This is a genomic window from Acidovorax benzenivorans (assembly GCF_028680575.1).
Classification (GTDB): domain Bacteria; phylum Pseudomonadota; class Gammaproteobacteria; order Burkholderiales; family Burkholderiaceae_C; genus Acidovorax; species Acidovorax benzenivorans.
In genome coordinates, this window is sequence record NZ_JAPCKI010000001.1 from 318,158 (window position 1) to 338,449 (window position 20,292).

General features: G+C 67.6%; 20 protein-coding genes and 1 pseudogene. 8 read left to right on the forward strand and 13 right to left on the reverse strand.

From position 1 onward, the window contains the following. Positions 1–42 precede the first annotated feature (42 nt). Entirely contained in the window at positions 43–1,077 is a 1,035-nt protein-coding gene (locus OIN59_RS01500) for a M28 family peptidase (protein ID WP_274106393.1), read from the forward strand. A gap of 18 nt (positions 1,078–1,095) precedes the next feature. Here the strand turns inward: OIN59_RS01500 and OIN59_RS01505 are convergent, their stop codons facing one another. Beyond that, positions 1,096–1,455: a zinc ribbon domain-containing protein YjdM gene (locus OIN59_RS01505; RefSeq protein WP_274106395.1), complete on the reverse strand. Its 360-nt coding sequence runs from the start codon at positions 1,453–1,455 to the stop codon at positions 1,096–1,098. 59 nt (positions 1,456–1,514) lie between these two features. Next, the gene (dinG, locus tag OIN59_RS01510; RefSeq protein WP_274106397.1) at positions 1,515–3,677 is read right to left on the reverse strand and encodes an ATP-dependent DNA helicase DinG; all 2,163 of its coding nucleotides are present in this window, start codon (positions 3,675–3,677) and stop codon (positions 1,515–1,517) included. 170 nt (positions 3,678–3,847) lie between these two features. On the opposite strand from dinG, the gene OIN59_RS01515 reads away from it, so the two are divergent. Then, positions 3,848–5,212 (forward strand): hypothetical protein, encoded by a 1,365-nt coding sequence (locus tag OIN59_RS01515; protein WP_274106399.1) that lies wholly within the window; start codon positions 3,848–3,850, stop codon positions 5,210–5,212. A 105-nt stretch (positions 5,213–5,317) separates the two neighbouring features. Beyond that, entirely contained in the window at positions 5,318–5,617 is a 300-nt protein-coding gene (locus OIN59_RS01520) for a hypothetical protein (RefSeq protein ID WP_274106401.1), read from the forward strand. 65 nt (positions 5,618–5,682) lie between these two features. Here OIN59_RS01520 and OIN59_RS01525 read toward each other — a convergent pair whose 3' ends face one another. Continuing rightward, positions 5,683–6,372: an HAD family hydrolase gene (locus tag OIN59_RS01525; protein WP_274106403.1), complete on the reverse strand. Its 690-nt coding sequence runs from the start codon at positions 6,370–6,372 to the stop codon at positions 5,683–5,685. Positions 6,373–6,421: 49 nt separating this feature from the next. On the opposite strand from OIN59_RS01525, the gene OIN59_RS01530 reads away from it, so the two are divergent. Beyond that, positions 6,422–7,501 carry an ankyrin repeat domain-containing protein gene (locus OIN59_RS01530; protein WP_274106405.1) on the forward strand — a complete coding sequence of 360 codons (1,080 nt, stop codon included), beginning with the start codon at positions 6,422–6,424 and terminating at the stop codon, positions 7,499–7,501. A gap of 15 nt (positions 7,502–7,516) precedes the next feature. Here OIN59_RS01530 and OIN59_RS01535 read toward each other — a convergent pair whose 3' ends face one another. The 3 genes and pseudogenes from OIN59_RS01535 to OIN59_RS01545 form a co-directional block, all read right to left on the reverse strand. After that, entirely contained in the window at positions 7,517–9,385 is a 1,869-nt protein-coding gene (locus OIN59_RS01535; protein ID WP_407655049.1) for a B12-binding domain-containing radical SAM protein, read from the reverse strand. A 198-nt stretch (positions 9,386–9,583) separates the two neighbouring features. Then, the gene (locus OIN59_RS01540; RefSeq protein WP_274106410.1) at positions 9,584–10,111 is read right to left on the reverse strand and encodes a gamma carbonic anhydrase family protein; all 528 of its coding nucleotides are present in this window, start codon (positions 10,109–10,111) and stop codon (positions 9,584–9,586) included. A 204-nt stretch (positions 10,112–10,315) separates the two neighbouring features. After that, positions 10,316–10,930: pseudogene (locus OIN59_RS01545) on the reverse strand (TetR/AcrR family transcriptional regulator); the annotation flags it as partial. 152 nt (positions 10,931–11,082) lie between these two features. Between OIN59_RS01545 and OIN59_RS01550 the strand changes: the two are divergent. Then, positions 11,083–12,195, forward strand: a complete 1,113-nt coding sequence (locus OIN59_RS01550; protein WP_274106414.1) for an MBL fold metallo-hydrolase — start codon at positions 11,083–11,085, stop codon at positions 12,193–12,195. 1 nt (position 12,196) lies between these two features. Here the strand turns inward: OIN59_RS01550 and pdxR are convergent, their stop codons facing one another. Next, on the reverse strand, positions 12,197–13,645 hold the full coding sequence (gene pdxR / locus OIN59_RS01555; RefSeq protein ID WP_274106416.1) for a MocR-like pyridoxine biosynthesis transcription factor PdxR: 1,449 nt from the start codon (positions 13,643–13,645) through the stop codon (positions 12,197–12,199). Between the two features lie 97 nt (positions 13,646–13,742). On the opposite strand from pdxR, the gene OIN59_RS01560 reads away from it, so the two are divergent. Next, positions 13,743–14,222: an OsmC family protein gene (locus OIN59_RS01560; RefSeq protein ID WP_274106418.1), complete on the forward strand. Its 480-nt coding sequence runs from the start codon at positions 13,743–13,745 to the stop codon at positions 14,220–14,222. A gap of 2 nt (positions 14,223–14,224) precedes the next feature. Then, a complete protein-coding gene (locus OIN59_RS01565) occupies positions 14,225–14,860 on the forward strand; it encodes an FMN-binding negative transcriptional regulator (RefSeq protein ID WP_274106420.1) in 636 nt (211 codons plus the stop codon). A 96-nt stretch (positions 14,861–14,956) separates the two neighbouring features. Here OIN59_RS01565 and OIN59_RS01570 read toward each other — a convergent pair whose 3' ends face one another. The 3 genes from OIN59_RS01570 to OIN59_RS01580 form a co-directional block, all read right to left on the reverse strand. Then, the gene (locus OIN59_RS01570) at positions 14,957–16,348 is read right to left on the reverse strand and encodes a homoserine dehydrogenase (protein WP_274106422.1); all 1,392 of its coding nucleotides are present in this window, start codon (positions 16,346–16,348) and stop codon (positions 14,957–14,959) included. 122 nt (positions 16,349–16,470) lie between these two features. Next, positions 16,471–16,620 (reverse strand): hypothetical protein, encoded by a 150-nt coding sequence (locus OIN59_RS01575; RefSeq protein WP_274106435.1) that lies wholly within the window; start codon positions 16,618–16,620, stop codon positions 16,471–16,473. 71 nt (positions 16,621–16,691) lie between these two features. Further along, entirely contained in the window at positions 16,692–16,937 is a 246-nt protein-coding gene (locus OIN59_RS01580; protein ID WP_274106459.1) for an ATP-binding protein, read from the reverse strand. A gap of 69 nt (positions 16,938–17,006) precedes the next feature. Here OIN59_RS01580 and OIN59_RS01585 point away from each other — a divergent pair, with 69 nt between their 5' ends. Further along, positions 17,007–17,309 (forward strand): acylphosphatase, encoded by a 303-nt coding sequence (locus OIN59_RS01585; protein WP_274106461.1) that lies wholly within the window; start codon positions 17,007–17,009, stop codon positions 17,307–17,309. A gap of 14 nt (positions 17,310–17,323) precedes the next feature. On the opposite strand, the gene OIN59_RS01590 is transcribed toward OIN59_RS01585, so the two are convergent. Genes OIN59_RS01590 through OIN59_RS01600 form a run of 3 tightly spaced genes read right to left on the reverse strand, consistent with a single transcriptional unit; the run spans position 17,324 to position 20,268 of the window. Continuing rightward, positions 17,324–18,124 (reverse strand): DUF72 domain-containing protein, encoded by an 801-nt coding sequence (locus tag OIN59_RS01590; RefSeq protein ID WP_274106463.1) that lies wholly within the window; start codon positions 18,122–18,124, stop codon positions 17,324–17,326. A gap of 60 nt (positions 18,125–18,184) precedes the next feature. Further along, positions 18,185–19,504, reverse strand: coding sequence for an ATP-binding protein (locus tag OIN59_RS01595; RefSeq protein WP_274106464.1), 1,320 nt, complete (start codon positions 19,502–19,504; stop codon positions 18,185–18,187). Then, a complete protein-coding gene (locus OIN59_RS01600; RefSeq protein ID WP_274106466.1) occupies positions 19,501–20,268 on the reverse strand; it encodes a response regulator in 768 nt (255 codons plus the stop codon). The genes OIN59_RS01595 and OIN59_RS01600 overlap by 4 nt, the downstream gene beginning before the upstream one ends. Between the last annotated feature and the right edge of the window lie 24 nt (positions 20,269–20,292).

Genomic DNA, 20,292 nt, shown 5'->3' on the forward strand with positions numbered 1-20,292 from the left:
TGTGCTTGGTAACAGGCACGCAGTGCCGATGAATACAACGCTATGAGAATTTCACAGATCGCCCTGCGCCTGGGGCAAAGCCTGCTGCGCATCACCGGGGCCCTCGCCATCGTGTTGGGCCTGCTGCTGGCGGCCATCCTGGCAGTCACCACCATGCCCGGCAGTTCGCACCGCGGCGCGCTCCTGCCCGCCACCGCAGAGCAGCAGGTGCTGGCACAGCAATTGCGCCAGCATGTGGCCGTGATTGCAGCGCAGGAACACAACACCCAGCACCCTGCCGCCCTGGAGGCCGTGGCGACCTATCTGGAGTCGGAACTGGCATCGTACGGCTACCGAGTCCGGCGCGACGAGTTCAAGGCGCGCGGTGTGGCGGTGCGTAACCTGGAGGTCACGGTGCCCAGCCAGAGCGCACCGGGGCAGCGGCTGGTGGTGGTTGGCGCCCACTACGATTCGGCGCACGAAACGCCCGGCGCCAACGACAACGCCACGGGCACCGCCGCCGTGCTGGCGCTGGCCAAAAGCCTCAAGCACCTGGGCGCCACCGCGCAGGCGGACGTGATGTTTGTGCTCTACACCAACGAAGAGCCGCCCTTTTTCAAGACCCCGCTGATGGGCAGCCAGGTGCACGCCCAGGCCTTGTTGGCTCGTGGGGCGCCGGTGGTTGCGATGCTGTCGCTGGAGACCATGGGGTACTACTCGGGCGCACCAGGGTCCCAAAAGTACCCCTGGCCGCTGAACCAGTTCTACCCCACGCAGGGTGATTTCATTTCCTTCGTCGCGACCACGCCGGACTTGGGGCTGGCGCGCCAGGTGGTCCGGTCGTTCCGTTCGCATGCGGCGTTTCCGTCCGAAGGCATTGCGGCGCCGCGTTTCATCCCCGGCGTGGACTATTCGGACCACGCGGCCTACATCGACGCGGGCTACCCCGCGCTGATGGTGACCGACACCGCCCCCTACCGCTACCCGCACTACCACACGCGCGAGGACACGCCCGACAAGGTGGACTACGACCGGCTGGCCCGTGTGGTGCAGGGCCTGGAGGGGGTGGTGCGCGATCTCGCGCAGTCGCCGCGCTGAGCGGGCTCCGCCGACCGATCAGGCCTTCTTGAGAAACTCCGACTTGAGCAACATGCTGCCCAGGTCCGTTTTGCAGTCCACGTTGTGGCCGTCGGCGCCGTCGACCAGGCGGATGCTCTTGATCTTGGTGCCCTTCTTGAGCGTGGACGATGAGCCCTTGACCTTGAGGTCTTTCACCAGGATCACAGCGTCGCCGTCGGCCAGCGGGTTGCCATTCGCATCGCGCACGATGCCATCGCCCGCTTCTGCGGCATCGGTGTCGGCCGCATCGGCCACTTGCGGCCATTCAAACGCGCAGTCGGGGCACACGTAGTTGGCGCCATCGGGGTAGGTGTTTTCCAGGCCGCATTGAGGGCAGGCAGGGGCGGTGTTGGGCATGGGGGGCTTTCTGATAGTTGTAGTGAAAAGGGCTAGCGACTTTACAGCGGCTTCTGTGGCTACAGCGGCGCGCGTTGCTCCAGCGCAAACGGCGGCAAGCCCTTGAGCAGGCGCTGGCCGTAACTGGTGCGCGTCAGGCGCTTGTCGTAGCAGTACACATGGGCCTGGTCGTCTTCGGTGCGGATGGCGCGGCCCACCCATTGCGCCAGGCGGATGGCGGTGGCGGGCACCACCAGCTCGCTGAACGGGTCGCGGCCCACGGCGCGCAGCCATTCGGCGCGGGCCTCGCCCACCGGGTCGTCAGGCGGAGCAAAGGGCAGCTTGGTGATGAAGACCGATTCGCACAGGCGCCCGGGCAGGTCCAGCCCCTCGCCAAACGACTGCATGCCGAAGATGACCGAGGGCTCGCCGTTTTCCACCCGCTCGCGGTGGCGCTTGAGCAGCTGTGTGCGTGGCAGCGCGTTTTGCACCAGCACCACGCTGCGCATGGCGGTGGGCAGTGCGTCCACGGCCTGGCGCATCTGCTCGCGCGAGGTGAACAGCACCAGCGCGCCGTATTCCACGCGGGCAATGTCGTGCAGTAGCGCGTCCACCATCTCGGCGGTGAATTGCGCGGCGTTCTTGGGGTCGGCACGCGTTTCGGCGGCAATCAGGGTGCCTTGCGCGGCGTAGTTGAAGGGGCTGGGCACTTCGAGCGTGGTGGCCGCCTCGTCGCCATGCAGGCCCGCCTCGCGCAAGAAGAAATCAAAGTGTCCGCAACTGGTGAGCGTGGCCGAGGTCAGCACCGCCCCGCGCACCGCGCTCCACAGGTGGTTGCGCAGCGTGGTGCCGGGCAGGATGGGGCTGGCGTGCGCCTTGACCACGATGAAGTCGCCATCCACCTCCAGCGTGAACCACTTGGCCGCCGGTACCGCGCCTTCGGGCGCATCCTGCAGCAGCAGTTGTGCGGTGGCGTGCAGCTCTTCCAGGCGTGGGGCCAGCATGCCGATCTGAGCGTACAGCGTGGACAGGCGCTTGGCCTCGTCGGGCTTGTCGCGCATCTCGGCGCGCAGGGCTTTGCTGATGGCGCGCAGGGCATCGAGAAAGCCCTCGGCACTGGCGGCCAGCAGGCCCAGCGGGGCAATCAACTGTTCAGGCAGCTCGCCCCGTGGCACGCGCACACGCGCCGGGCCCCAGGCGCTGGGCTGGCTCTTGAGCTGGGCGCCGTACACATCCATCACGATGCGCGCCAGGTCCTGCAGCGTCTGCCGCAGCTGGGCCGAGTGTTTGGGGATGTCGGCAATCTCTTCGACCTCCAGCAGCGCACCAATGCGCAGGCCCCGACTCGACAGCCGCTCGATCCAGGTGATGCGCGACAGGTCCATGCTGCACGCGAATTGATCCAGTGCGGTCGAGGGCAGATGGTGGGCTTCGTCCAGCACCAGGAGGCAGTTGTCCAGCTCGGGCAGCACGCGCGCGCCCAGCGACGACAGCAGCAGGTCGTGGTTGGCCACGATCACCTGCGCGCCCACCAGCTCCTTGCGTTTGTCGTAGTAGGTGCACTGGCTGAAGGCGGGGCAATGCTTGCCGGTGCACGAGGCACCCTCGGCCGCCACGGGGCTCCACACCTCGGGCTCGGGCGGCGTGTCCAGGCTGTCGCGGTCGCCATCCCACGCGCCTTTCGATAGCGTCTGCGCCATCGTCGAATAGAACTGGATGCGCGCCTCGGTTTCGTGCCGGGGGCGCTTGGCGCGGGCGGCGGCTTCCTCTTCGGCAAACAGGTCGTCTTCGCCCTCTTCTTCCGCCTCGCCCGTGCCCGCCAGGCGGTCCAGCTTGAGCTTGCACACATAGCGCCCGCGCCCCTTGGCCAGCGCAAATTTGAAGGGCTGGGGCATCAGCGCGGCCAGCGCGGGCAGGTCTTTGTTGACCAGCTGCTCTTGCAACGCCACGGTGGCGGTAGAGATCAGCACCCGCGTGCCGCGCGACAGCGCCAGGGCGATGGCGGGCGCGCAGTACGCCAGCGACTTGCCCACGCCCGTGCCCGCCTGGATCACGGCGATGGACCGCGTGGGGGCGTCTTCACCACTTTCTTCATCCACCTTGCCCAGCGTGGCCGTGCTGAACGTGCGCGCCACCTGCTCGGCCATCAGCCGCTGGCCAGCGCGGCTGCGAAAGCCCTCGGTGGCCTGCACCACCGCATCGAAAGATTCAAGGGCCTGCGCGGCCCATACCTGTTGAGACATACAGTAGTGTCGCATGCTCCAGACGGCCTGGCCGCCAACCGTGCGGTGGGGCCGAATTCTGGCCTTGTGGCAGCCCCTTGGCCCCACAATCCGCGCACGACGAGATCTAAAAAGGGGATGCGATGCGAGGGAGAACGGCGCAGGCGGCAGGCCCTGGCCTGCACGGGGCCATGGCGTGGCAGCCAGCCTTGGCGCAATGGCTGGGCTGGGCGGTGCTGGTGATCTGCCTGGCGGCCAGTGGGGGGGCGGGGGCGCAACCCAAAACCTCCCCAGCGGTGGCGCAGGCAGATAAAACCCAGGAGCGCCTGCTCGCGCAGCAGGTGGACCCCACCGATTCGGCGCGGTTTGCCTGGGGGCGCGCGGCCGAGGCCGTGGGCCAGGGGGCGGATGCGATTTATCTGCGGCTGGCCTTGGCAGACGATTGGCTGCGGGCGCTGGAAGGTGCGCCGGCACCGGCCGGGAGCAGCATCGAAGCCGCCATTGCCCGTGGCCGGGAGCTGGACCCCTACTTTCTGGAGCGCCGCGCCCGGGCTGCGTGGACCGCCATCCTGCAGGCACAGCAGTTGCGGGCCGCATGGGACCGCGATGGCCCCGAGGTGCCCCGCCCGCCCGAGCTGGATGCGCTCGGGGCCGAGCTGGTGCAGGAAGGGCCGGGCTTGTGGGTGCGGCGGGCGCAGGATGGGCGGCCCCGGGGGCTGTACCTGTGGCTGGGCGTGCGCAACGCGCTGGCCGAACCCCTGCCCCTGCCGGAATTCGCGCTGCAGCTGGGCCGCCCTGGCCTGCAGCCCGCCGCGCCGCTGACGCAATGCGCGTTGCCCCGCTACAGCACGCGTCAGCTGGTGCCGCCGCAAAGCACCCAGCACTACCTGTGCAGTGCGGCCGAGGGCGGCTATGGGCTGCCGCCCGCTGGCGTCAGCTGGCTGGCGCAGATGGGGCACTGGTTCAGCCAGGGGGCGGCGCTGCAGACCGTCATTCCCCAGCACGACCAGGCCCTGTCGCGCACCGTGCGCATCCTTGTGCAGGTGGACAACCCGGCGGTGGATGGCTTCCTGCGCGGCCTCCGTGAATCGGCCGAGAACCAGCAGCAACAACAACGTGCCCAGGCGACGGCCGCAGCGGCTAGCAAGGCCCAGGAAGCTGCTGCCGCACGCCGCGCTGCCGAGCCCCAGCCGCTCTGGCTCAAGCGGCTGATCTTCTGGGGCGGGGTGCTGGGCGCCTTGGTGCTCTATGGCCTGCTCGCGCACCACGTCAGCGTGGCGGTGGCGTCCGGGGTGTTGTGGTTGGGCCTGGCCATTCCGAGCGCGATCTACTTGCGTTCGATCTGGACCATGGGCGGGACCGACGGCTGGGGCAAGCTCGTGGCCATCGTCCTGTCAGGTGCCGCCATCGCAGCGCCTTTTGTGGGCACGCTCGCCGCGTACACGGCCTACAAGCTGGTGGTGAGCGCGCAGGCGCGCCGCAAGGCGATCCTCTTCTTGCTCGGCGTGATCGTGGTCATCGTGCTCAATGCGCTGGAGCGGTGGTTGTTCTGGTGACAGCAGGCTCCGCCCGCCCGCAGCGGCGCAGGGCCTGGGCCTACAGCGCGGGGCGGTCGGCAATATTAGGGTGGGGGGACTTCATGTTAGATACGAAGGACCTGTATGAAAACGACCCCCACCGGCCTCCGAAAGGAAGAGGAGATCATCCCCTCCGCACCTGTGCCCGCCCGCACCGAACGGCGCGTGAACACCACCCAGCCCCAGCCGCACCCCGGCAGCGGACCCGAAGACCTGAGCGGGCCCGAACCCCTCTTGCCCCACGAGCGCGACCAGGCGGTCAACATGACCGACGGCGAACCCGACGCCAAGATGGAGCAGGCCTACCGTGATGTGAAACGTGGACTGCAGGACACCGACCGGGGGCCACCGGCCGACAAGGCGTACCAGAAACAGAAACGGTAAATGCTACTAGTTTGATAGCTATTTGCGCTTTATGGATAAGCGCTAGAGGCCAATTCTTATCAGTTTTACGGTACCCGCGCCGCCCTGAACCAGCGCGGCAGGTGGTCATGGGGGTGCACCAGCGATTCGAGCACGCCGTGGCTGCGCTCCACCACCTCAATGCCCGGCGCTTTGAGGTCCGGCACGATCACTACCGCGACCCCTGCGGCTTGCGCCGCGCGTGCGCCGTTCTCGCTGTCTTCAAACGCCAGGCACTGCGCGGGGTCCACGCCCAAGCGCGCGGCCGCCAGCTGGTACAGGGCGGGGTCGGGTTTGCCGCGCTGTACCTCGTTGCCGCCAGCCCAGGCGTGAAAGTGCTGCAGCACGTCCACCCTGCCCAGGCGGTGCTCGATCTCGTCGCGCCGCGACGATGAGGCCACCGCGCAGGGCACGCCTGCTTGCCGCAAGGCGTGCAGTAGCGATGCGGCGCCTGGTTTGAGAGGAAACAAGGGCTCTGGCCCTGCGTCCCACAGGCGCGCAGCCACATCGGACTGCACCTGTTCGAACATCTGCGGGCCACCCAGCAAAGCCGTGAGCATGGCGTCGGAGTCGGTGGACGCGCGCCCCACCACCTGCAGGTAGTCGGCCTCTGCCAGTGCAATGCCCCGCGCCCGTGCGGCGTCGAGCCAGGCGCGCAGGGTCACGCGCTCGGAGTCGACCAGCAGTCCGTCCATGTCGAAGATGGCGGCGGTGAAGGGCGGGCGGGGTATCTGCATCGAAATATGATGCCTGCAAAAACCAATGCTTCAGTCCATCCGAGGGAACATGGAAACCACGACGCGATTCACGCTGGTCTGCAAGAACGATACCGATGCCGACGCACTGCATGCGGTTTTCAGCACTCCCGATGGTGCTGGGCTTGAAGCGGCGGTCAAGGCCTTCTTCGCGGCCTGCAAGCTCAGCATCCACCCCACGGACCACCTGGGCTTTGACCGCTACGAGCGTTCGGGCCTGGTGATCGACGCGGCATTCACCTCGGGCTCTGCCGATGTTGGTGATTTCATCAAGCCCTTGTCCAAGGTCTGCCATGCGCTGCATGCGGAGCTGGTCGACGATGAGGTCGCTCGCAAGCTTGAATATGGCTTCATCGACGGCAAAAAAAAGCCACCCGCTGATGTGGTGGCGCTGATGAAGACCCAGGCCCCGACCGCCCAGCTCGGCCGGGTGAGAAGGATCATCGAGGCTGCCGAGCGCGAGCAGAACGACCCGACCTATGCCTTCATCCGCGCCATCGGGTTCTCCAAGAACCAGGCCACCGTGCAGGCCCTGCTGGAGAAGGGGGCCGACCCCAACAGCAAATTCTCTTCAGGCTATTCGTGCCTGAACAAGGCCATCACCGACAAGCGCGTGAAGGTCGTGCAGCTCATGCTGGAGCATGGCGCCGACCCCAACCTGCCGCACAAGGGCTATCCCAACCTGTACGAGGCCTGCCGGTTCTCTGCGCCCAAGATCGTGGACCTGCTGCTGCAGCACGGTGCCGACCCCGATGGGCGCGCTCAGGGCGCATCGGAAACGAGCTACCCCCTCGAGATCGCCATCTACTACCACCAAGCCAAGATCGTGCAGTCGCTGCTGGACAAGGGCGCCACAACACGCGGCCTGCCCAAGCTGGCCAATTTGCTGGAGCTCACGGCCCGCTCGTTCGACGCCATGTACGAGAACCTGGATGGCAAGCTCGCTATCCTGAAACTGCTGGTGCGGGACCCGGCGCTGAAGGCCGAACTCGTGCAACGCCGTGACCGGCTGACCGGAATGCTCCAGCAGTCTTTCGCTGCCTACAAGTACCAGACGCCCAAGGACCGCAAGGACTTCGACGACATCCTGGCTTTCATGGCGGCTGCTTGAAGAAACACTGCGGGCTCAGCCGCGCTGCTGCAGCGCCCGCTCAATCCGGTCGCGCCGCACCGTCGTCTTGGGCACCTTGAACGGGAACCACGTGCGTACGTCCTCTTCGAGCCCGATGCCGTGCATGTAGTTGTAGATGGCCTTCTTGAGCGCGCCACCCAGCGCGTCGTGGTCCACGCCGGTGGGGTCGATGAAGGCCACGTCGTTCTTGGCAAAGTCACCGGGGGGCAGCGGCGCCAGCGTCACGCCATATTCCTCGGGGTTCTTGCCGACGGGTGAATGCACGGTGCAGGCAAAGCGGTGGAAGAACCCGCTCTGGATGCAGCCGTTGGCGAACAGCTGGCGCACGTATTCGAGTGCGTCCACGGTGTCCTGCACGGTCTGCGTGGGAAAGCCGTACATCAGGTACGCATGCACCAGGATGCCCGCGTCGGTGAAGGCCCGGGTCACCCGCGCCACCTGGTCCACCGACACGCCTTTTTTCATGAGCTGCAGCAGCCGGTCCGACGCAACCTCCAGCCCGCCCGAGATCGCAATGCAGCCACTGTCGGCCAGCAGCTCGGCCAGGTCGGGAGTGAAGGTTTTCTCGAACCGCACATTGCCCCACCAACTGATGCCCGCGTTGCGCTCAATCAGCTCGGTGGCCAGCGCTTTGAGCGCCTTGGGCGGCGCGGCCTCGTCCACAAAGTGAAAGCCCGTCTGCCCCGTCTCGCGCACGATCTGCTCGATGCGGTCGGCCAGCACGGCGGCGCTGGCGCCTTCGTAGCGGCTGATGTAGTCCAGGCTCACATCGCAAAAGCTGCACTTCTTCCAGTAGCAGCCGTGCGCCACCGTGAGCTTGTTCCAGCGCCCATCGCTCCACAGCCGGTGCATGGGGTTGAGCATGTCCAGCAGCGACAGGTAGCGGTCCAGCGGCAGGCCGTCCCAGGTGGGCGTTCCCACCTCGGCGAAAGCGATGTCGGCTTCCATCATGTTGATGTACTGCACCGCGCCATCGTCACCGCGCACGAAGGTGCGCACCAAGCGCTGGCGGCCGCGCTCGCCGCGCAGGTGTTCGAGCAGCGCCAGCAAAGGGCGTTCGCCAGCGTCCAGCGTCACGTAATCAAAGAAGTCGAACACACGCGGATCGGCCAGCTCGCGCAGTTCGGTGTTCACAAAGCCGCCGCCCAGCACGGTGGCTATGTGCGGGTGCCGTGCCTTGATGGCCTGCGCAATGCGAAACGCCGCATACACCGAGCCGGGGAATGGCACTGACAGCAGCACCACATCGGGCTGGTGGCGGGCGATGGCTTCGTGCGTGAGCTGCTCCAGCATCTCGTCCACCAGCGTGGGCGGCGCAGTCAGTGCTTGGGCCAGCGGGTCAAATGTGGGCTGGCTGCCCGCCAGCGATTCGGCATAACGCACGAACTCAAAGCGCTCGTCCACCGCATCGCGCAGCACGTCGGCCAGGTCGTTCAGGTACAGCGTGGCCAAGTGCTTGGCCTTGTCGGTCAGGCCCAGCGCGCCAAAGGCCCAGCCCAGTGGGTCGCCGCCCTCGTCGTCCACGTACACATCCAACGTGGCAAAACGCGGGCCCTCGGGCAGGTAGTTGCGGCCCACGATGCGGTGTGCCAGCGTGCTGTCGCGTCCCTGCAAAAAGGCAATGGCGGGGCCAATGGTGGCGAGGTAGCGGTCCTTCTGCGCCGCAAAACTTTGCACGGCGGGGCTCTGCTTTTTAGCGGGCAGCGCATCCACTTTGGATGCCACGGCCTTCAGGCCTTCGGGCGACAGCAGGCGCAGCACCAGCGCCAGCGCTAGATCTTCCTGGAACGCCGTCACCCCCCGCGAACGCAGAAAACCCGTGAGGTAGGCGGTGGAGGGGTATGGCGTGTTCAGCTGCGTCATCGGGGGGATGACGGAGAGAACGCGTAGCGGTGGGGCGGGAGGGGCGACGGCGGACATGGTGGGGAAAAGCAATAGGGCGATGCGGTGCCGCCGCAGGGGTCGTGGAACCCCCGATTATCCTGGCCCGGCTTTATCCCCGGTGGGCGGGGGGCGCCGGGGGCACCGCAGCCGCGTGGGGTGTGCCGCTAGGGATGCAGCTCATCCCTGGTAGTTGTTCTTCACCCGCACATAGTGCTCGGCCGAATATTTCAGGTACGCAATCTCGGCATCGGTGAGCGCGCGCTGGCGCACCGCAGGGCGGCCTATGTAGAGGTACCCGCTTTCCAGCACCTTGCCGGGCGAGACCAGGCTGCCCGCGCCCAGCATCACGCGGTCTTCGATGATGGCGTCGTCCATGACGATGGAGCCCATGCCGATGAGGCATTCGTTGCCGATGCGGCAGCCGTGCAGGATCACCGAGTGGCCAATGGTCACGTAGTCGCCGATGACCAGCGGCGAGCCTTCGGGCTTGGCGGCGTTGCGGTGCGACACATGGCCCATGGTCAGGTCCTGCACGTTGCTGCACACGCCCACGGTGATGCGGTTCACATCGCCGCGCAGCACGGCGTTGCACCACACCGAGCTGTCGCGGCCCAGAGTGACGTCGCCGATGACCTGGGCAGAGTCGTGGATGAAAACGCCGGTGTCTAGGACCGGGGCGGTGTCGAGGTAGGGGGCGATGGGCATCTTGGTGTCAGGCTGCGTGGAAAGAACGGGCGAGCGTAGTGCAAATCGCTCCTCACGCTGGCTTGCTGGCCAGGGTGGTGGTCAGCGCGCTGGGGCGCGGCGAGGGGCAGGTTTCGCAGAGGTTGCAACCGGGGCTGCCGCCGCCTTGCCCGTGCTTCCAGCCTGGGATTTTTTTACGGGCGCCTTGGCCTCCTGGGTGGGCGCGGCGTAGAACCCCAGGAACATGTCCACCGCATCCCCCACCACTTGCGCTTGCTGTGCGGCGCCCAAGGGCGGCTGCCCCATGGCCAGTTGGGGCCAGAACGCAAACGCCTTGACCATGCCCTGCAATTGTTGCGCGGCATAGGGCACATTCATGGTGGCGCGCAGGCGGCCGTCCTGCTGGGCCGCGCGCAACCAGCGCGGCAGGCCCTCTTCCTTGGCCGAGAGCTTGGCGGTGATGCCGCGCGCGCGCTCGGGGGTGTGCATCATGTCGGCCATGGCCACGCGGCTCAGGTCGATGAAGCTCGCGTCGTTGAGCAGGCGCATCTTTTGCGCCAGCAGCTCCAGCAGCTGGTCGCGCAGCGGGCGCGTGGGGGTGTAGGCCAGTTCGTCGGGTGACTGGCTGCGCTCCCACATCAGCAGCAGGATGGCTTCGAACAGCTCTTCCTTGCTCGGGAAGTGGTTGTACACCGTGCGTTTGGACACATCCGCCGCTGCGGCCACGCGGTCCATGCTGGTGCCGTTGAAGCCGTGTTCGCGGAACTCGCCGATGGCGGCCTGCACGATGGCATCGCGCTTGCGGTCGGTCAGGCGAGGATTGGGCTGGGAGGCGGTCATGTGCAAATTTTACACCGGGTAGTTTACTTTTATAAAAAGTGAACTACACTGTGCAGTGTAATTTCTATGTCGCAGATCCGGTGTCACTCTCCATCGTCCCCCGCCGCCGTCTGCTCCCGGCACTTTGTGTCGCCTTCGTTGTACTGATCGCCATGGCCTACAGCCTCTTTTCCCGCGCCGCCCAGCCGGTGGCCGCCTATGAACAGTCGCCGCAGTTCGCGGGTGGCAAGTTTCGCAACGTGGCACCCCGCCATGCACTGGGCGCCCTCAAGACGTTGCAGGTGATGTGGCGCTTTGCCACCGGCAAGCCCGACGACTCGGTGCCGCGCCAGCCCGTGCCGGTGTACGCGGTGATGCGGTCAGACCTGCTGGCCGCACCCGATCGGAGCCTGTGGCGCCTGGGGCACTCCACCCTGCTCTTCAAGATCAACGGCCAGTTCTGGCTGACCGACCCGGTGTTTTCCGAGCGCGCCTCGCCGTTCCAGTTCCTGGGGCCGAAGCGCTTTCATGCGCCACCCATCACCATTGATGAGCTGCCGCCCATCACCGGCGTGATCCTGTCGCACGACCATTACGACCACCTGGACTACGCCGCCATCCAGAAGCTGGCGCCCAAGGTGGAGCACTTCATCACGCCGCTGGGCGTGGGCGACCGGCTGATGGGCTGGGGCGTGCCTGCGGCCAAGGTGCAGCAGTTTGACTGGTGGCAGGGCACCACCATCGGCGGGCTGCAACTGGTGGCCACGCCCGCGCAGCATTTCTCAGGCCGGGGTCTGCAGGACGGCAACAGCACGCTGTGGGCCTCGTGGGTGCTGATCGCGGGTCAAGGCTCCGATCCGATCCGCATCTTCTTCAGCGGCGACACGGGCTACTTCGACGGCTTCAAAGCCATTGGCGAGCGGTTTGGCCCGTTCGATCTGACGCTGATCGAAACCGGCGCCTACAACGCCGACTGGCCCGACATCCACATGCACCCCGAGGAGAGCCTGCAGGCCCATCTGGACGTGAAGGGGCGCCATCTGTTTCCCATCCACAACGGCACGTTCGACCTGTCGTTGCACCCGTGGGTGGAGCCGTTTGAGCGCATCACCGCGCTGGCGGCTGCAGCGCAGGTGCCGCTGGTGGCGCCCATCATGGGTGAGCGGCTGGACATTCGCGCGCCCGCGCTGTCCACGCACTGGTGGCGCAAGGTGGAGCCGCAGGGCTCGGCTTCGACGTTGGCAGACCGCAGCTCTGCCCTGGCCCCGCAGCCTGAGGCCTATTGAGTCACCGCAACCTGCGCGCGAGTCCGCCTACCACCCGCGCCGCAGCGCGGATCTCCGCCTCTGCATACCCTGCATAACCCAGCAGCCACCCCTTGCGCGGCGACTGCATCGCATAGCGCGACAGCGGCGCCAGCATGATCCCGGCCGTGAGCGCCTGGCGGCTCAGGGTCTCGTCATCGCTGCCCAACGCGGCTTCGTGCAACAGGTGCATGCCCCGGTCGCTGGGTTGCAGTTGCCAGGCGCCATCGCTGGCGTCGGCCAGTGCATCGATCAGCACCCGCTGGCGCGCCTGGTACAGCTCGCGCATTTGCCGCAGGTGGCGCAGCAGGTGGCCTTCGGCAATAAAGCGAGCCAGCACCGCCTGCGTATCGCCCGGTGCGTGCCGGTCGGTGATGGCGCGGGCCATGGCAAAGGCCTCCACCAGCGCAGGCGGCACCACCACAAAACCCAGGCGCAGGCCGGGGTGCAGCGTCTTGCTGAAGGTGCCTACGTACAGCACGCGCTCCGAGCCCGGCAGGCTGCACAGCGCGGGCACGCGCTGGGCCTTACCGTCGTTCTTTCCGTATTGAAACTCGCCGTCGTAGTCGTCTTCCACCACCCAGGCGTCGTGCGTGCGCGCCCATTGCAGCAGCGCCTGCCGTCGCGCCAGGCCCATGCACACGCCGGTGGGGAACTGGTGCGTGGGCGTGACCACGGCCATGCGCGCGTTGGGCCACTGGGCCGCTCCCTCGTCGATGCGCAGGCCCTGCGTATCCAGCGCCACGGGCCGCGCCAGCACACCGTGGCCCAGCAGGCTGGCGCGGATGCCCGGGTAGCCCGGGTCTTCCACCAGCACCTCGTCGCCCACGTCCAGCAGCAGCCGCGCGATCAGGTCGATGCCCTGCTGCGAGCCCGAGCACACCACCACCTGCGCCGCATCGCAGCGGATACCACGCGACGCCCACAGCCACAGCGCCACGGCCTGGCGCAGGTCGGGGTCGCCCGCTGGGTCAAGGTACTGCGCGCGGGCGCTGCGCTGGCCGGGGCGGGACTGGCGCGAGAGGCGGTCCCACAGGGCAAACGGAAACGTGTCCACCTCGGGCGCGCCAATGCGGAACGCGCGTGCCGCCACATGCGGCGGGCGCCAGCGGGCGGCTGTCTCGGCAATCAACTGCCCGCGCCGCGACAGCCCGCGCGGCGGCGCTACCAGCCCTTGCGTGGGCGGTGCGCCTGCGGCCTGCGAGACATAGGTGCCGTCGCCCACGCGGGCCTCTACGTAGCCCTCGGCCTGCAGGCGCTGCACAGCCCACAGCACGGTGTTGCGCGACACGCCCAGGCTGGCCGCATGCTCGCGCGACGGCGGCAGGCGGGTGCCTGCGCGCAGGCTGCCCTGCTCGATGGCGCGGCGCAGTTGCGCGTACACCTGCTGGCGCAGGGTGGATGTGGTTCGATTGGCTCCAGGGCTGGGCACGAATTGGCCCTTTCAATATGGGGATGCGGTCATAAACTGAAGAACCATTGTAGAAACCCGGGCGCCCCAACGGGTCCGATCCTCTTGAAAGCACCCCATGGCCGAGCACACCGCCACCATCACCTGGTCCCGTGGCACCGACGACTTTCTGGACAAGCGCTACCACCGTGCCCACACCTGGCAGTTTGACGGCGGCGCCACCGTGGCCGCGTCGTCGTCGCCCCATGTGGTGCCGCTGCCGTACTCCGACGCGGCGGCGGTGGACCCGGAAGAAGCCTATGTTGCGGCCCTGTCCAGCTGCCACATGCTGTGGTTCATGGACTTTGCCAGCCGCGCGGGCTATCGGCTCAACAGCTACACCGACGCGGCCGTGGGCACCATGGCCAAGAACGCAGAGGGGCAGCTTGTCGTCACCCACGTGCAGTTGCGCCCCGTCACGTGTTTTGACGCAGCCCATGCACCGAGCGCTGCACAGCTGGACGACCTGCACCACCGCGCCCACGCGTCGTGTTTTCTGGCCAACTCGGTCAAGACGCAGATCGACTGCGCGCCCGTGCTCGAAGTGGAAGGAGCCTGACCATGGCCAACGCCAACCGGCAGTTTCAGGTGGCCGATGCCGCCGCCCAACAGGCCCTGGTGCGTGCGCAGCCCCTGGCCACACTGGTCATCGCCCATGAGGGTGCGATGCACGTCAACCACATCCCGTTGTACCTGGACCCAACGCGTGGCCCGCAGGGCACGCTGATTGGCCATGTGGCCCGCGCCAACGCGCTGTGGCCGCTGCTGCCCCAGCAGGCGGTGGCGGTGTTCCATGGGCCGCAGGCCTATGTGTCGCCCTCCTGGTATCCGTCCAAAGCCATCGACGGCAAGCAGGTGCCCACCTGGAACTACGCCACCGTGCACGCCCACGGCGCGCTGAGCGCGTTTGACGACCCCGCGCGCCTGCGCGGCATCCTGCACACCCTGAGCGAGCAGCACGAGGCCCACCGTGCCGACCCCTGGCGCATCGACGACGCGCCGCCCGACTACATCGACAAGCTGCTGCGCGTCATCGTGGGCGTTGAGCTGGCGGTGGAGCGCTGGGAGGGCATCTGGAAGGTGAGCCAGAACCGCACCGACACCGACCGTGCTGGCGTGGTGCAGGGCCTCATGGCCGAGGGCACACCAGCGGCAGAGGACATGGCAGCGCTGGTGCTGGGTGGGCTGATGGCCTGAATGACATAGAGGGTTGCTATCAAATAAATAGCTGCTTGCGCATGATGTACGGGCGCAAACGACTATTTCTGCTCAAATTTCTCGCATCGCCGTCATTCACCCTTCCAGCATCTCCACCCGCAGCGCCGCCACGGGCCCTGCCACGGTCGGGTGTGAGGCCAGCGCGTGTACGGCCAGGTCCACGGTGGACTGCGCCACGGCATCGGTCAGCACCAGCACCTGGGGGCCGCTGCCGGGGGGCAAGGTCTTGTCGTGCGCCAGTGCCACCTGCAGCACGGGCACCTGCTGCGCCGCCAGCCAGGCACCCACGGCCTCGATCTGCTGCGCGCTGTGCACCGGCACGCGCAGGTAGTGGCGCGTGTGCACGGCCGCACGGGGCAGCACCGCCAGTTGTTCGTCCACCGCGTGGGGGTGGAAGCCCAGGTGCGGCACACGTTGCGCGGCGTGGGTGCCGTCGAGCCGCGCCACATCCACCAGGTCCGCAATCACGGCCGATGCCGTTTGCTCGGACCCCGCACCCGCGCCGTAGTACATCGTCACGCCCGAGGCGTCGCCCTTGACCATGATGCCGTTCATCGAGCCGTTCACATGCGCCAGCAAATGCGTGGCGGGCACCAGCGCGGGCTGTACGCGCAGCTCCACCCCTTCGGTGTCACCGTCTTTGCGCCGCTTGGCCACGCCCAGCAGCTTGATGCGGTAGCCCAGTTGCTCAGCGCAGGCCACGTCCAGGCCCTGTAGCGCGGTGATGCCCTCCACCTGCGCATCGGCAAAGCGCACCGGCATGCCAAACGCATTGGCTGCCAGCAGCGAGATCTTGTGGGCCGCGTCGATGCCCTCGATGTCAAACGTCGGGTCGGCCTCGGCGTAGCCCAGCGCCTGGGCCTGGGCCAGCGCTTCGGCAAAGCCCACGCCCTCGTCGCGCATCTTGCTCAGGATGAAATTGGTGGTGCCGTTGATGATGCCCGCCACCCACTCGATGCGGTTGGCCGTGAGGCCCTCGCGCAGTGCCTTGACGATGGGGATGCTGACCGCCACCGCGCCTTCATACGCCACGGCCACGCCATGCTGGCGCGCGGCCGCAAAGATCTCGTTGCCATGCTCGGCCAGCAGCGCCTTGTTGGCTGTGACCACATGCTTGCCCGCGCGGATGGCGGCCATTACCCAGTCACGCGCGGGGCCGGTGCCGCCAGCGGCCTCGACCAGCACGTCCACATCGGGGTGTGTGGCCACCTGCATCGGGTCATTGGTCAGCGCCACATCGGTGCCCACCACGCCCATGGCGCGGGCCAGGCTGCGGGCGCAGACCACCACCAGCTTGATGCCCCGCCCCGCGCGGCCCGCAATCAGCGCCTGGTTGCGGGCCAGCACGCGGAAGGTGCCTGTGCCCACGGTGCCAATGCCAATCATGCCCACGCGCAGGGGGCGCATGGCCGTGGCGGACGACGGCAACAACGGGGCTTCGAGGGACTGGACGGGATCGCGGTACATGGACTTCTCCGGCTAACGAACAAACAAAAAAACCCAGCTGCCAGAGCTGGGTTTCGTGCATTCGTCTTGGGGGAGAAGAGAGCGTTTACCAGGTGGCTGCCGAAACGGCCACCTGCGCGTGCTCAGGTGGCCGCGGTGGTAATGGTGGTAATCATTCGTGCACCCAGTGCCCGCTGTTCACCATTGGCCCGCGTGGATGCGGGCGGCATCATGCCCATGCCTTGGAAGGCAGCGGCGCGTGCGGTGGTGAAGGGGATGGCTGTGTACGACATGAAGGGCGCAGTGTACCGGATGCGGGCCGGGGCCCGTCAACCCGCCTCGGTCGGCTTGTAGCGCGATGGCCTCACCGCGCTTCGCTGGCCACCACGCGCACCATGCGGATCGCATCGAACGGGCAACGCACCGCACACAGCGCGCACCCGGTGCAGCCCGGCGCATCGTGCAGGGTGGAGCACTTGGGGCCCCAGGGGCCCGTGCCTTGCACCTGCAGCGACAGCACATGGGGCGGGCACACCGCAATGCACCAGCCGCAGCCGGTGCAGCGCTGGGGGTCGATGGCGGGCAGGGCCTTGGGGGCGGTGGTGGTCATGTGGTGCGGTGGTGCTGGCAGTGTGCCGCTGTAGCGTGCACTCCACAAGGTGCACGCTACAGTGCCCCCATGAACGCAGAACCAAACTCCACCGTCACCCGCCATTTGTTGATTACCGGCCATGTGCAGGGCGTGGGCTACCGCTGGTCCATGGTGCAGGCCGCTGAGCGCCTGGGTGTGATGGGCTGGGTGCGCAACCGGCAAGACGGCCGGGTTGAGGCCTGCGCCTGGGGCACGGAGCAAGCCGTGCGGGCCCTCATCGACTGGGCGCACCAGGGGCCAGAGCATGCGCGTGTGGACCGCGTGGTGGTGGGCAACGTGCCCGATGGCGGCGAGGCCCCGAAGGGCTTCGCGCAGCGCGAGACGGCTTGACCGGACCGCTGCAGCTACGCGCGTGGGGCAAGCTGTCTCAGCAACTCCATCGCCCCTGCAGGCGCCCGCTCCTTGGCGCCGTTGATGAAGTACACGAACACATCGCGCGGATGGTCGCCACTGGTCCAGGCGCGTACGCCCTGGGCCCACTGTGCAATGGCCTCGGGCGTGTAGCCCGTGGGCACATCGCTCTGGCCGCGCATCAGCCGCAGGTAGGCAAAGTCAGCCTCGGCATCGGCAAGCGCCGGAAACTTCTCGGAGTCAGTGTGCACGGGTACGCAGCCGTAGCGGCGCGCAAGGGCAAGGAACTCCGGCGTATCAAAACTCGGGTGGCGCACATCCAGCGCGTGGCGCAGGCGGCGACCATCCACCTGCTGCGGTAGCAGGGCCAGAAAGGCCTCGAAGTCGCTCGGCTCAAACGCCTTGGTCGGCATGAACTGCCACACGATGGGCCCGAGCTTGTCCTTCAGTTCCGAGATGCCGCTCTCCACAAACCGCGTGATCGAATCGCCCGCATCTGCCAGCACGCGCCGGTGCGTGGCAAAGCGGTTGGCCTTGAGCGAGAACATGAAGCCTTCGGGCGTCTCGTTGTGCCACTTGGCAAAGGTGGGCGGCTTGAAGGTGCTGTAGTAGGTGCCGTTGACCTCGATGGCCGTGAGCTGGCGGCTGGCGTATTGCAGCTCTTTGCTGTGGGCCAGGCCCGCAGGGTAGAAGTTACCGCGCCAGGGCTCGAAGGTCCAGCCGCCGATGCCGACGCGGATGCGTGGGTCGCTGGCGCTGATCTCGCTCTGGCGGCTGCTGGCAGAGGTGTCCACGGCGTTGTCCTTCGAGAGTCCACGGAGCGGCCACTGTAGCAGCGGCGCTGGTGCGCAACCCTATGCTGGGAGCACCTCGGGCAGTTCCACCCGCGCCTCCAGCCCTTGGGCGCCGTCCTCGCGCGGCCCCAGTACCAGCCGACCTCCCAGGGCCTTGGCCAGTTCGCTGGCAATGGCCAGGCCCAGGCCCGTGCCACCGGTGCCCCGGTTGCGCGAATCTTCCAGCCGCACATAGGGCTGCAGCACGGCGACGAGGTCGGCCTGGGGAATGCCGGGGCCTTGATCCATCACGCGCACGAGCCACTGGCCCGGCACGCCCGCCTCCAGCGTCAGCTCGGCAGCGCCTGCAAACTTGAGCGCGTTGTCCACCAGGTTGCACACCAGGCGGCGCAGGGCCTGGGGGCGTGTGTCGCAGGTCACGTCCACCACCCGCAGCACCTGCACCGGCAGGCCCGCATCGGCGTAGTCGTGTGCAATGCTTTCCACCAGCGCGCGCAGGTCCACGCGCTGCGTGGGCTCGCGCACGGCCTGCGGTGAGCGCGCGTAGGCAATACCCTCCTCCACCAGCGACTGCATCTCTGCCAGGTCGGCATGCAGCTTGTCGCGCAGCGTGGTGTCGTCCAGCAGGTCGGCGCGCAGGCGCAGCCGGGTGATGGGCGTTTGCAGGTCGTGCGAGACGGCGGCCAGGATCTGCATGCGCTCCTGCAGATGCGCCTGGATGCGCTGCTGCATGCGGTTGAATGCAGCGGCGGCGCGCACCACTTCGCGCGGGCCGTCCTCGGCCAGGGGCACGGTGGGGCGGTCGGCGCCCAGCGCGTCGGCCGCATCGGCCAGCGTGCTCAGAGGCCGCGTGGCCGCGCGCACGGCCCAGGCGCACAGGCCCACCAGAAGCACCAACTGGAAGGCCAGCGCGCCCAGTACCCAGGGAGAGACTTGCAGCCGGGGCTCGTCCATGTCCACGGCCAGTGGCGTGCCGTCGGCCAGGCGCAGCTGTAGCCGCAGCTCGGTGCCGGGCACGCGAGGGTCGATCACCTGCACTGTCTGGCCTGCGGGCAGCGTCGCCTTTGCCGCACTGGCGACGAGGCGTGCAAGCTGGGAAGGGTCTTCGGGGGCGTTGATCGGTTCGGTCAGTGCAAAGCGGTAGTTGCGGCGTGCCAGCCGGTCCACCCACTGTGCGCGTTCTGTTGCGGGCAGGCGCTCCAGCATGGCCACGGAGCTGGCCACATCGCTCGCGAAGTACGACACCATGGCCCGCCGCATGGTCATGCTGCGCTCGGTGAACGCGAGCACAAACGTCAGCGCATGCGCCAGCGCCAGGCCCAGCGCCAGCACCAGCAGAATGCGCCCAAACAGCGAGCGCGGCCACCAGCGCTGCGTCATGGCGCAGCCTCTTTGGGCGCAGACACGGCGTGTACGTCGGCGCAGAACACATAGCCCTCATTGCGCACCGTCTTGATGTAGCGCGAGCTGCGTGCGCCACGTGCGTCATCGCCCAGCCGCTGCCGCACGCGGCTGACCAGCAGGTCGATGGAACGGTCAAACACATCGGCATCGCGCCCCTGCGTGAGCTGCAGCAGCTGGTCGCGCGTGAGGATGCGCTGCGGGTGGTCCAGCAGCACGCGCAGCAGCCGGTACTCGGCGCCCGACAGCGCCACCACCGCGCCCGTGGCATCGAGCAGGTGGCGTGCCGTGGTGTCCAGCCGCCAATCGCCAAACACCAATTGGCGCGTGGGCTCGGCCACCGCCAGGTTGGGCGGCAGCATGCGCGTGCGCCGCAGCACGGCGTGGATGCGCGCCAGCAGCTCGCGCGCGGCAAAGGGTTTGGTCAGGTAGTCGTCCGCACCCAGCTCCAGGCCCAGGATGCGGTCTGCCTCGTCACTGCGTGCGGTGAGCATGATGATGGGCAGCGGCGGCGCGCCCGGGCTGCGCAGCTCGCGGCACAGGGCGATGCCGTCGGTGCCGGGCAGCATGAGGTCCAGCACCAGCAGGTCGATGCGTTGCGTGGCCAGCACCTCGCGCATCTGTCGGCCATCGGCCGCCACGCTGACCTGCAGACCCTGGCGCTGCAGGTATTCGGCGGCTAGTTCGCGGATGCCGGCGTCGTCATCGACGATCAGGATGTGGTCGGGTGGGGGCGTCGTCATGGCGGTCATTGTCCGGGCTTTGGC